This window comes from Glutamicibacter sp. JC586 (assembly GCF_009805585.1).
Lineage (GTDB): Bacteria > Actinomycetota > Actinomycetes > Actinomycetales > Micrococcaceae > Glutamicibacter.
In genome coordinates, this window is record NZ_VHIN01000005.1 from 374,369 (window position 1) to 386,966 (window position 12,598).

The 12,598-nt window shown below is 58.2% G+C and carries 10 protein-coding genes; 9 read left to right on the forward strand and 1 reads right to left on the reverse strand.

All coding sequences use genetic code 11. The features are described from left to right. Window positions 1-53: 53 nt before the first annotated feature. The 9 genes from FJV47_RS05310 (at window position 54) to FJV47_RS05350 (ending at window position 10,725) form a co-directional block, all read left to right on the forward strand. Window positions 54-1,115 carry a LacI family DNA-binding transcriptional regulator gene (locus FJV47_RS05310; protein WP_159610725.1) on the forward strand — a complete coding sequence of 354 codons (1,062 nt, stop codon included), beginning with the start codon at window positions 54-56 and terminating at the stop codon, window positions 1,113-1,115. A gap of 163 nt (window positions 1,116-1,278) precedes the next feature. Next, window positions 1,279-2,892, forward strand: coding sequence for a xylulokinase (locus FJV47_RS05315; protein ID WP_159610727.1), 1,614 nt, complete (start codon window positions 1,279-1,281; stop codon window positions 2,890-2,892). Window positions 2,893-2,966: 74 nt separating this feature from the next. Then, the gene (locus tag FJV47_RS05320) at window positions 2,967-3,644 is read left to right on the forward strand and encodes an L-ribulose-5-phosphate 4-epimerase (RefSeq protein ID WP_370514951.1); all 678 of its coding nucleotides are present in this window, start codon (window positions 2,967-2,969) and stop codon (window positions 3,642-3,644) included. A gap of 7 nt (window positions 3,645-3,651) precedes the next feature. Next, complete coding sequence (araA, locus tag FJV47_RS05325) at window positions 3,652-5,163, forward strand: L-arabinose isomerase (protein WP_159610731.1); 1,512 nt, start codon at window positions 3,652-3,654, stop codon at window positions 5,161-5,163. 184 nt (window positions 5,164-5,347) lie between these two features. Next, complete coding sequence (chvE, locus tag FJV47_RS05330; RefSeq protein ID WP_159610733.1) at window positions 5,348-6,520, forward strand: multiple monosaccharide ABC transporter substrate-binding protein; 1,173 nt, start codon at window positions 5,348-5,350, stop codon at window positions 6,518-6,520. 87 nt (window positions 6,521-6,607) lie between these two features. Next, window positions 6,608-8,146 (forward strand): multiple monosaccharide ABC transporter ATP-binding protein, encoded by a 1,539-nt coding sequence (gene mmsA / locus FJV47_RS05335; RefSeq protein WP_159610735.1) that lies wholly within the window; start codon window positions 6,608-6,610, stop codon window positions 8,144-8,146. Next, complete coding sequence (gene mmsB / locus FJV47_RS05340) at window positions 8,143-9,324, forward strand: multiple monosaccharide ABC transporter permease (RefSeq protein ID WP_159610738.1); 1,182 nt, start codon at window positions 8,143-8,145, stop codon at window positions 9,322-9,324. The genes mmsA and mmsB overlap by 4 nt, the downstream gene beginning before the upstream one ends. 85 nt (window positions 9,325-9,409) lie before the next feature. After that, window positions 9,410-10,321 carry an aldose 1-epimerase family protein gene (locus FJV47_RS05345; protein WP_159610740.1) on the forward strand — a complete coding sequence of 304 codons (912 nt, stop codon included), beginning with the start codon at window positions 9,410-9,412 and terminating at the stop codon, window positions 10,319-10,321. A gap of 26 nt (window positions 10,322-10,347) precedes the next feature. Further along, window positions 10,348-10,725 (forward strand): hypothetical protein, encoded by a 378-nt coding sequence (locus tag FJV47_RS05350; RefSeq protein WP_159610742.1) that lies wholly within the window; start codon window positions 10,348-10,350, stop codon window positions 10,723-10,725. Window positions 10,726-10,806: 81 nt separating this feature from the next. Here the strand turns inward: FJV47_RS05350 and FJV47_RS05355 are convergent, their stop codons facing one another. Next, complete coding sequence (locus FJV47_RS05355; protein ID WP_159610744.1) at window positions 10,807-12,573, reverse strand: GNAT family N-acetyltransferase; 1,767 nt, start codon at window positions 12,571-12,573, stop codon at window positions 10,807-10,809. Window positions 12,574-12,598: the final 25 nt, after the last annotated feature.

Sequence of the window (12,598 nt, forward strand, 5' to 3'; positions counted from 1 at the left end):
GTGACGGAGGAATCGATGATTCGGCGCTAGTCAAAGCGTCGGTTTTTGCAATAATGACGACTGTGAACAAAACTCAGCCCGGTGAAGGGTACCCAAGTAATCGGCCGCCATCTATGGCAGATGTGGCCGCCTTGGCGGGGGTCTCTCACCAGACTGTCTCTCGCGTGCTCAATGATCATCCCAATGTCAGATCCGCGACCCGCGAGCAGGTGACGGATGCGATCCGTCAACTCGGATACCGGCGTAATCGCGCCGCTCGCGCGCTGGCCACTTCGCACTCCAGCACCGTTGGAATTCTAACGATTGGTAGTGAATTCTTCGGGCCGCAATCCACCGTGCTTGCGGTGGAGTCAGCCGCCCGCGCCCAGGGTTACTTTGTGACCGTGACGGCGCTGGATCGCTATGACACCCACAGCGCAACGCAAGCCCTTAATCACTTGGTTGATCAAGGCGTGGACGGGGTGGTGATGGTTGCGCCATTCGAAAAGGTGATCGATGCGTTGGACGATGCTGGCCTGAAAATCCCAGTGGTTGTTGTCGCCGCTCGCACCAATGTTCCAAGCGCTGATCCGGCACACTACGTCTACGTTGATCAGCGCGCAGGCGCACGTTCGGCTACCGGTCATCTTCTGGCCTTAGGGCACCGAAAGATCGCTCATGTTGCAGGGCCAACGGGTTGGTTTGACGCTAGTGAGCGTCGCCTTGGGTGGCAAGAAAAAATGCAAGATGCGATGGCTTCGACCATTGAAGTTCCGGCCGAATCATGGCTAGCGCCCGCTGGTTACGACGCTGGTAAGAAGCTCGTGGACCTGGTGTGCGCAGGTGAGGTAAGCGCCGTTTTTGCGGCAAATGACTATCTCGCTACGGGAGTCTTGCGCGCCTTCTGGGAAGCGGGGCTCAGCGTTCCTGACGATGTTTCCGTGGTGGGCTTTGATGACTTGCAAATTGCCGACTATTTGATTCCGTCCTTGACCACTGTGCGGCAGCCCTTCAAGGAAGTTGGTCATGCCGCGCTTACGGAATTGCTGAATTCGACCCCTGCAAATAATGGCCCTAAAGTGATTGCTCCGACGCTGATAATTCGCGCCAGTACCGCTGCTCCGAAGTCCAAATAACCAAGCCCTCGTAGCAAGTAAAAAGAATCCAGGTGTTGCGCATCACAAATTGTTAGCGCTAACATTGCATCGAGGTTTTGTTCTGCGCCGCGCACCCTGCTCGCACGGACAGCACCAAATGATGGCAATGGCGCTGCTCAACGAGCTGTGCGAAGGAGAATTCATGGCAACACAGCTCAACGGGACAAGCGCCCAAGAGATCATCATCAACGGTCAAGCCGTGCTGGGTATCGAGTTTGGTTCAACGAATATCAAGGCCAGCCTCATTGGCCCTGATTACCAACAGCTGGCCAGTGGCAGCCATGCTTGGGAGAACCAGTACGAAGAGAAAAACTGGACATACTCCCGCGAAGCGATCATTAGCGGGTTGCAGGACTGCATGGCCCAAGTTTTGGCAGATGCCCAGCAACGTCACGGCGTACGCCCGACTCGTCTGGGGTCACTGGGTATCTCGGCCATGATGCACGGCTACCTAGCTTTCGGCGCGGATGGTGAACTGCTCGTTCCATTCCGCACCTGGCGCAACACCTCCACCGAGCAAGCCGCGGCCTTGCTTAGTGAAGAATTGAACTTCAACATTCCTCAGCGCTGGTCAGTAGCGCACTATTTCCATGCTGTGCTCAACAATGAAGAGCATGTTTCGCAGGTCGCTAAGCTCAACACCTTGGCAGGGTTTGTCCACGAACTACTCACCGGTTCCTTTGTCCTGGGTGTTGGCGATGCAGCTGGTATGTTCCCCGTAGATCCGGCCACCGGAACATACGACGCTCAGATGCTCTCGGCCTTTGACGCGTTAGCAGCACCACACGGAATCAGCACCGATCTTGCGGCACTTCTGCCAAAGGTTCTCCCCGCTGGAGGTGAGGCCGGCACGCTGAGTGAAACCGGCGCATTGCTGCTTGATCCCACCGGTGAACTGCAGGCTGGCAGCCCAGTCTGTGCGCCGGAAGGTGATGCTGGAACTGGCATGGTTGCCACCAATTCGGTGGCTCAGCGTACCGGCAACATCTCGGCAGGCACCTCGATTTTTGCCATGGTGGTCCTTGACTCGCCACTGAGCGAAGTGCACCACGAGATCGACGTGGTCGCTACCCCTGATGGCTATCCGGTAGCGATGGTTCATTGCAATAACGGCGCCAGCGAATTTGCTGCCTGGGCACAGGTCTTCAGCCAATTCGCCCAAGCGCTGGGGAGCGATGCTGATGAGAACGTGGTCTTTGAGACTTTGCTACGCGCTGCCCTCGATGGTGCCAGTGACGGCGCTGGTCTACTGGCCTACAACAACCTCTCGGGCGAACCAGTTGCTGGTTTGGCAGAAGGCCGCCCCGCGATTCTGCGCACCCCTGATTCCACCTTGAATCTGCCCAACCTCATGCGTGTGCAGGTCTATGCCATGTTTGCCACTCTCAGCTTAGGTTTGCGCGTGCTCGGTGCCGAAGGTGTTGAGGTCAAGCAAATGTTTGCCCATGGCGGCATCTTCCGTACCGCGGGGGTCGCTCAGCAACTTTTGGCTGCGGCGATCAATACCCCTGTTGTGGTCGGGGACAGTGCCGGGCATGGGGGAGCTTGGGGCATCGCCGTATTGGCTGCCTACCGTAAACGTGTATTTGAGGGCATGAAGGCTGCTCTGCCCGAGTTCTTGAACTCTGAGGTATTTGCCAACGCCGCGCTACATGTAGCTGAACCGGTAGCTGAAGACCGTGCAGGATTCGAGGCCTACTTGAAAACCTACGAGGCTGGCCTGGCCATCCAGCACACCGCCATCACCACCATCTGATCTTCAGTTTCTGTTAAAAACGAAATGAGCAAGCAATGAATCAACGACGATCCTTGGATAGCTATCCGTTATCCATGCGCGAGGAAGTGCAGCAGGTCCGACAGGTTGTCGCCAGTCTTCACGCTGAACTACCCCGATACGAACTGGTGGTGTGGACCGCAGGCAACGTCTCCCAAAGGGTACGTCACCCCGAGGTCACCGATGGCAGCCAAGACCTTTTTGTGATCAAGCCATCGGGAGTTTCCTACGACGATCTGACACCCGAATCCATGGTGGTCTGCACCTTGGACGGGCAACTGCTAGACGGGGCGCACGCACCCTCCTCGGATACCGCGGCCCACGCTTACACCTACGAGCACATGCCAGAAGTTGGCGGAGTAGTACACACCCATTCCACCTACGCCACCGCGTGGGCTGCCCGCGGAGAATCCATTCCCTGCGTGCTGACAATGATGGCCGACGAATTTGGCGGTCCAATCCCCATCGGTCCCTTCGCCATTATTGGCGATGACTCTATCGGCCGCGGAATCGTGGCGACCTTGCGCGAATCGCGAAGTCCGGCAGTACTTATGGCCAGCCACGGTCCCTTCACCATCGGCAGGGATGCCCGGGCCGCAGTAAAAGCGGCTGTGATGTGCGAAGAAGTGGCTCGCACGGTGCATATCGCCCAACAACTCGGCGACCCGCAGCCCATCGACCAAGAAAAAGTTGATTCGCTCTACGAGCGTTACCAGAACGTTTACGGACAGTAAGGACATCATGGCTAAGGCATATAACAACAAGGAAATTTGGTTCTTCACTGGAAGTCAGGACCTCTATGGCGAGGAGACGTTGCGCCAGGTGGCCCAGCAATCCACCGAGGTGGCGCAGGCATTGGACGCCTCCGCTGAAGTCCCGGCAAAGATCATCTGGAAGCCGGTGCTCAAGGATTCCGACTCCATCCGCCGCGCGATGCTCGAAGCGAATTCGGATGACAAGGTGCTCGGTGTGATCACCTGGATGCACACCTTCAGCCCGGCCAAGATGTGGATCAATGGACTCAAGGCTTTGCAAAAGCCGCTGTTGCACCTGCATACCCAGGCTAATGTTGAACTGCCCTGGGACTCCATTGACTTTGACTTTATGAACCTGAACCAGGCCGCCCACGGCGACCGCGAATACGCCTACCTAGCTACGCGATTGGGTGCAGCTCGCACCACCGTGGTGGGCCACGTATCCAATCCTGTGGTGGCCCGCCGCGTGGGCACCTGGATTCGCGGCGCTGCCGGCTTTAATGCCGTGCAAAACCTGAACCTAGTCCGTTTTGGCGATAATATGCGCAATGTCGCGGTCACCGAAGGCGATAAGACCGAGGCGGAGATCCGCTTGGGTGTTTCGGTGAACACCTGGGCCGTCAATGACCTGGTGGAAGCCGTGGAAGCCGTGGCGGAAGCTGAGATTGATGCCCTCGTTGCCGAGTATGAGCGCGAGTACGACGTGGTGGAAGAGCTACGCGCTGGCGGCGCACGCCACGAGTCCCTGCGTTATGCGGCTCGCCAAGAAATTGCTTTGGAAGCGTTCTTGGGCGAAGTGAACGCCATGGCCTTTACCACCAACTTTGAAGATCTTGGCGGACTGAAGCAACTGCCGGGTCTGGCCGTTCAGCGTCTGATGGGTAAGGGCTACGGCTTTGGCGCGGAAGGCGACTGGAAGACTGCGGTGCTGGTTCGTGCGGCCAAGGTCATGGGTGAGGGTCTGCCGGGTGGAGCCTCGCTGATGGAGGACTACACCTACGATCTGACCGAAGGCAAGGAACTAATCCTCGGCGCTCACATGCTTGAAGTTTGTCCCTCATTGACCACCGCCAAGCCACGGGTGGAAATTCACCCGTTGGGCATTGGGGGCCGCGAAGATCCGGTGCGAATGGTGTTTAACGCCGATGCCACGCAAGGGGCTGTTGTGGTCTCTATGGCAGATATGCGCGAGCGCTTCCGCCTGACCGCTAACGTGGTTGATGTGGTGAGCCCACCGGCGGATCTTCCACACCTGCCGGTAGCCCGTGCGGTATGGAGTCCACGACCGAACTTCAACATTTCAGCTGAATCGTGGCTGGCTGCCGGCGGCGCCCACCATACGGTGATGTCCACCGCGGCGGGCATTGAAGCCTTCGAGATCTTCGCTGAAATTGCCGGCACCGAGTTGCTGGTCATTGATGAGGAAACGACGCGACGTAATTTCGCCCAGCAGATTCGGGTGAACCAGAGCTACTACCGACTGGCGCAAGGTTTCTAAATCTCAGCCGTTTTCTAGCGGTTTCTTGCGTTGACGGAGAGCAAAATCTCAGCGCCGTCAACGTAATGGGTAAGGAATCTTAATTTATCCAAAATTAGGGGTGGCCTAACACGTGTTGTTAGCGCTAACATAGTGTGAGCCCTGTCTCACTCGTATAGAGTGGCACATTTTCAAGGAGGAAAAGATGGCATGGAATAGCTGGACCCGCAAAGCTGCGGCGACCATTGGTTCACTCGCATTGATCGGTTCACTGGCTGCCTGTGGCGGCAGTGGTGCAGGCGGCGGAGCAGGCGCTGGAGGCGGCGAGGAATCCAAGGCCCCAGAAGACATTAAGGTCGGCGTGGCAATGCCTACCGAAACTTCGGAACGCTGGATCGCAGACGGTAAGGCAGTGAAGTCACAGCTCGAAGAAGCCGGCTACTCGGTTGACCTTCAGTACGCGAACGACGACATTCCCACCCAGCAGCAACAGATCGACCAGATGATCACCAAGGGTGATGACATTCTGGTGGTTGCTTCGATTGACGGTACTGCACTGTCCACCCAGCTGCAGGCAGCCGCCGACGCCAACATCCCGATCGTCGCGTATGACCGCCTGATCAACGGCACCGAAAACGTCGACTTCTACGTCACCTTCGACAACTACAATGTCGGCGTGCAGCAGGCGACCTCGCTGCTCACCGGCCTGGGCCTGTTGGACAAGGATGGCAAGAAGACCGACAAGAAGGGTCCGATGAACATCGAACTCTTCGCCGGTTCCATCGATGACAACAACGCACACTTCTTCTGGAAGGGTGCGATGGATACGCTCAAGCCATACCTTGATGACAAGACCCTCGTTGTTAAGTCCGGCCAGACCGACATCCAGCAGGCAGCCACCCTGCGCTGGAGCCAGGAAGAAGCACAGTCCCGTATGGAGGACTTGATCACCGCTCACTACGCCGGTGGCAAGACCAAGATCGACGGTGTGCTCTCCCCATTTGATGGCATCTCCCGTGGTGTGATCACTGCACTGTCCAACGCTGGCTACGGCAAGACCATGAAGGCTGGCCTTCCAGTGGTTAGCGGTCAGGACGCTGAAATCGCCTCGGTGAAGTTGATTGAAGACGGCGTTCAGTACGCCACCATCTTCAAGGACACCCGCAAGCTGGCTACCCAGGCAGTAGAAGCCGTCAAGGCCTACGCCGGTGGCGGCGAGCCAGAGGCCAACGACACCAAGAGCTACGACAACGGCAAGAAGGTCGTTCCATCCTTCCTGCTGAACTCGGACATCGTATACAAGGACAACATCAAGTCCCTGCTGATCGATTCCAAGTACTACACGGCAGAAGAAGTTAAGGCCGGCCGAAGCAAGTAGTCTCACACCGCTTCTTGGCCGCACTCCTTACCGGGTGCGGCCGAGAAGCCCACGGTGGGCACAGCACACACCAAGGACGTCTGCACTATGGACACCACCATCCTGCAAATGCAGGAGATCACCAAGACTTTCCCCGGGGTTAAGGCGTTAGATAACGTCAACCTCTCGGTGAAGACCGGCGAAATTCACGCCATCTGCGGCGAAAACGGCGCCGGCAAATCCACCCTCATGAAGGTACTCTCCGGGGTCTACCCGCACGGTAGCTACGAGGGCCAAATCATCTTCGAAGGTGAAGAACTCAAGGCTTCGAGCATCAAGGACTCCGAAGCCAAAGGCATCGTGATCATCCACCAAGAACTGGCACTGGTGCCCTACCTTTCGGTGGCCGAGAACATCTTCCTAGGCAATGAAACCTCCCGTGGTGGCTTCATTGACTGGAATGAAACCAACCACCGCGCCGCCGATCTGCTGCGACGTGTGGGTCTAGACGAACTACCGATTACCCAGGTAGGTCAGCTAGGCGTGGGCAAGCAGCAACTGGTGGAAATCGCCAAGGCGCTGAGCAAAAACGTTAAGCTGCTGATCCTCGATGAGCCTACCGCGGCGCTAAACGACGATGATTCCGAGCACCTGCTGAACCTGCTGCGCGGACTGCGTGAACAAGGCATCACCTCGATTATCATTTCGCACAAGCTCGGTGAGATTGAAGATATCGCCAATACCACCACCATCATCCGCGACGGCCAGTCCATCGAAGCCTTGGACATGGCTGACCCGGCCTCCAACCAGAACCGCATCATCCGCGGCATGGTTGGCCGCGAGCTCTCCTCGCGCTACCCAGATCGTGAGCCGAAGATTGGCGACGTGGTCTTTGAAGTGCGTGACTGGTCCCTACAACACCCGGTCCAGCAGGATCGAACCGTGGTGGATAACGCCTCGCTGAACGTGCGTGCCGGCGAGATCGTGGGCATCGCGGGTCTGATGGGCGCCGGTAGAACCGAGCTGGCGATGAGCATCTTTGGGCGCAGCTACGGCCGATATAGCAGTGGCAGTGTACTCATGGGTGGCAAGCAAGTAGATACCTCCACCGTGGAAAAAGCTATTAAGGCCGGCATCGCCTATGTTTCAGAGGACCGCAAGAAGTTCGGGCTGAATCTGATCGAAGACATTCGAGTGAACACCACCGCGGCGGGCTTAGGCAAGATCTCCTCCAACGGTTTTGTGAACGGCAATAAGGAAATCCAGATCGCCGAGCACTACCGCAAGTCCATGCGCATCAAGACCCCCAATGTGATGGCCAAGGTGGGCAATCTTTCCGGTGGTAACCAGCAGAAAGTGGTGCTGGGCAAGTGGTTGCACACCGCCCCGGAACTACTGATCCTCGATGAACCCACCCGCGGCATTGACGTGGGAGCCAAGTACGAGATCTACACGATCATCAATGAACTGGCCGCAGCCGGCAAAGCAGTTTTGGTGATCTCCTCGGAGCTGCCTGAACTACTGGGCATCTGCGACCGAATTTACACTCTGGCCTACGGGCGCATGACCGGTCAGCTGCCGGTGGCCGAAGCCACCCAGGAACGCCTCATGGAACTGATGACCATCGAGAAGGAAAGTACCCGATGACACTGTCAACCGAGTTGAAGGATATCTTCACCAAAAACCTACGCACCTCAGGCATTTACATTGCCTTTGTGCTCATCATTGTGCTCTTCAGCATCCTGACCAACGGGCTGCTACTGAGCCCAACGAACATCACCAACATCGTCTTGCAGTACTCCTACGTGCTGATCCTGGCCTTGGGCATGATCATTGTGATCGTCGCCGGGCATATCGATCTTTCCGTCGGCTCCCTGGTGGCGCTGACCGGTGCAGTCTCCGCGGTGCTGGTCATCAAACACGATATGCCGTGGTGGGTTGGCATGCTCGCCGGCATCGCCGTGGGTGCGATCTGTGGTTTGTGGCAGGGCTTCTGGGTGGCCTACGTGGGCATCCCGGCGTTCATCGTGACCCTGGCCGGCATGTTGCTCTTCCGCGGTTTGACCTACGAGGTGCTCAACAACGTATCCCTGTCCCCATTCCCGGGTGAATATGGGCAGATCGCCGGTGGCTTCCTGAACGGACTGCTCGGCGGTTACGGCTTTGATACCTTCACCCTGGTGATCGGCGTGATCGCAGTAGCCGGTCTGGTGTACTCGCAGTGGCGCAACCGTCAGGGCCGTATTAAGTACGGCCAGAGTGTTGAGTCCATGGCGATGTTCGCCGGCAAAAACGTGATCACCGCGATCATCATCCTCTGGTTCTTCTGGCAGATCGCCACCAGCCGTGGCATGCCAATCGTACTGATCATCTTGGCCGTACTGATCCTGGGCTACCACACGCTGACCACCCGCACCGTTTTTGGCCGTCACGTTTACGCCATCGGTGGCAACCTCTCGGCAGCCAAACTCTCGGGTGTGAACGTGAAGAAGATCAACCTGTGGATCTTCATCAACATGGGCCTGCTCGCCGGTGTGGCCGGCGTAGTCTTCTCCTCGCGTTCCAATGGTGCCCAGCCCGGCGCCGGCAACATGTTTGAGCTCGATGCCATCGCAGCCTGCTTCATCGGTGGAGCGTCAACCACCGGTGGTGTGGGCCGGGTGACCGGTGCGATCGTCGGTGGCTTGGTGATGGCGGTGCTCTCTAACGGCATGCAGCTAATGGGTGTGGGTGCTTCCACACAGCAGATCGTCAAGGGTATTGTGCTGCTATTGGCAGTTGCCTTTGATATCTACAACAAGCGTCGCGCAGGCGCCACCAGCTAAGCATCACGCGCGCACAAGAAATTGACCGTTGGGCCCTTCCACATTGACGTGGGGAAGGGCCCAACGCGCGCAGAAATGAGGAATCATGTCCGGTATTAATGGCCAGGTGTTAACGCTGAAGGCCCACGGCTTCACCGCAGAAATTGCTACCCTTGGCGCCACCTTGGTCAGCCTCGAATACCAGGGCCGTCCACTGGTGCGAGCCTTTGATCCGCTCGGTGAGCGACCGGCCTACTCGGGGGCCATCCTTGCCCCGTGGCCCAATCGGGTTACCGACGGCAACTACCGGTGGGATGGTGTGCAGTACCAGTTGCCGCTGAGCGAACCGGCCCGTGGCCACGCCCTGCATGGTTTAGTGACCGATGATCTTTTCACGCCCGGTGAGCACGCCGACCAGTCGCTCGAACTACGCACCACCATTAGCCCCAGCGAGGGCTATCCCTTTGAGATCCAGCTGGCGATCACCTACCAACTCGAAGCTCAAGGACTGCGAATCACCGCCGCAGTCACCAATAATGGCAGCCAGGCAGCCCCGTTCGGCTGGGGTTCGCACGCTTACCTCGTAGCCCCGGGCAAGAATGTTAATGGTTGGAACTTGAGCCTGCCTGCTCAACGCGTGCAGCTGATCGAAGGTGAGCGGCTCTTGCCCAAAGACGTGGTCAGCGTTGACAGTACCGAGCTAGATTTCCGAAGTGCCCGGGTCGTCGGGGACACCTTTATCGACCACGCCTACACCGGGTTGGACGCTGGCGAAGACCAGTTGATCCGTGCAGTACTTACCGATGAAAATGGCATTGGTTCGCAGGTCATTTGGGATGAGACTCAACCGTGGGTGCAGATTCACACCGCAGACCGCGATGATCCGGAATTGAACCGTACCGGATTGGCCATTGAGCCGATGACCTGCCCGCCCGGTGCCTTCAACTCGGGCGAAGACGTGATCCGGTTGGAACCAGGATCCAGCCACCAGACCAGCTGGGTGATCGCTCCGGCGTAGGTCGACTGAGTGTTCCAACAAAACCAGTGACCCACCGCGTCTATTTCCTCGCTGACGGTGGCTGGGCAGCTGTCGCGGACCATGGCCAGCCACATATGCACAGTCTGCCCCAGGACAGCTTAGTATTCGACAAGCCCCAAAGGAACTGGGAGGATCGGACCATGCACTTCTTGGCTGAAGCTATTCGCCTGGCAGATTGGCGCCGCGCGTCAACGTACGTTTGGGTGCCATTTCTGGCTTGGGTCCTTGCCGCCCTGACAACCAATTTGATCCTAATATTGGCTGGGGGACCGGATGCCCACTGGCGAATACTCGCCTCGCTCACGGCAGGAACCGTAGCCTCGTACTGCGCGCGAAGCATTGTCTCCAAAAAGCGCGGGAAGGCAGCTGAACCTGAAAGTTAGGTTCGAGCTACGTCGCGCAATAAGGGTGCGACGAGGGCATGACGGCCAGGTTTTGGGCTCGTGCAAATAATGCCGTTCGCCCTATAGCTGCAGCTTGAGCCCCACGTGGCTCTTTTCGTACCCGAGCCGTTCATAAAATTCGTGCGCTCGCAGTCTGGAAGTATCAGTTGTTAACTGCGCTAGCAGAGCACCGCGAGCTCGGCCATGCGCGTGAGCCCATTCGAGCATCGCCCGGCCAACGCCATGCGAGCGTTCGCTGGCGGCCACGCGCACCCCTTCAATCTGCAAACGAGTGGTGCCCTGACGGGACAGCCCCGGAATGATCGAAAGCTGCATGGTCCCCACGACGGTATCCTCTTGGTCGCGCACCACCGCAAGGTAGTGGGTGGAATCGCGGCTGATCTTATCGAAGGCCCGCTCGTAGGTGGTGATCTCTTGCCCTTCGCGCGAGGCGCCCAACTCGTCATCCGACAGCAGTGCGACAATGGCTGGTACATCGGAGCGTTCGGCACGCTGCACCCGATACTGCCGCTCGCCCAGGCGAAGCAACCCTCCCACCGAGGCGCGCGCCTGTGAACGAAGCTTGAGGATCAGCGCATCCAGCCATCCGCCCACATGTTCGCGGCCTTCCGGAGTATCGGGGTAGCGGCAGCGCAGGTGCAGGCCGGCATCATCGAGGATGAACCACAACATCACCCCGTCGGTACGGATGCTCGCACCAATGTACTGGGCTTCGAGGCCGATGGAATCCACGCGCACCGGCAGTCGGCGCAAATCCAACCAGGAAATGGCGAACATGCCGGGTTCCTCCGGCATGCCGCCCCACGGTTCAAGGATTTCTTCCAGTGGCCAGGAACCAAGTTTGACCGCTTCCTTCACGGCTGCAGCGCAGGCGCTCGGGGTCGGGTCAGCAGACTCAATGACCGAGTTGGTGATGAACCACCCCACCGAGTCATCCCACCGGTGATCGTAACGGCTATGCACCGGGAAGACCGCGCGCAGTGGTGCCTGTGCGAGTTCTTGGGTTACCGCGGTCATCGCCGAGATTACGGCGGTGAGTGTAGAGACCGAATCTTCCTTGGCTTGAGCAGCAAAGGCGGCACTGTCATCAACATCCAGCACGTCGCGAACTTCGACGCGTTCGGCATGTGGCACCGGTTCGCCCAGTGGCAACGGGAAGCGTGGCATGACCGAACCGCTAGCTCCCAGCACTTCGGCCCAACGCTGGTGTACCTCGCGCGGGGCGCGCTCACGATTCACCAATTCGCGAGTGTGCTCGGTGAAGCTGGCGGCCTGTAGCGGTTGCGGGTTCTCTTCCTCATCAGAAAGCCCTAGTGCGCGCAAGAGATCTCGGGCGATCACCAGCATGGACCACATGTCCACGTGTGAATGATCCGAAGCTATGACCACCGTTGATTCCAGCGCGGTTTCTAGCAGGCACAGGCGATGTGAGGGAGTGTTGAGCGGAGCGCAGAACTGATCAAAAACATCACGCAAGGCGTCGTTCATCGACTGCCCAGTAGCCACCGGATGCTGCACCCACGAGCCAGGACCTACCGTGATCTCCTCCAGATGAAGCTCGCCGTGCGCATCTTGGCTGAAGGCAGAAAGTAGCGTCCCGTGACGGTTGATCACTTCCAGCCACGCATTAGCGAGGTCATCTAGTTCGACCTTGGCCGGCAGCCTGAAGCTAATGGCCATCCACGAGCCGGGGCGTTGCCCCAAGGAGACATGACGGCGCTGATCAAAGGAAATGGGCAGCTCAACTCCGGTGCGCGTCGCACTTACGTCGTAACCGCGCAACTTTCCGAAGGGCAAGCGTAACTGTGCAACGTTCGTCAGTCTCATGGCGTTATCCTATTACCCAAGATCG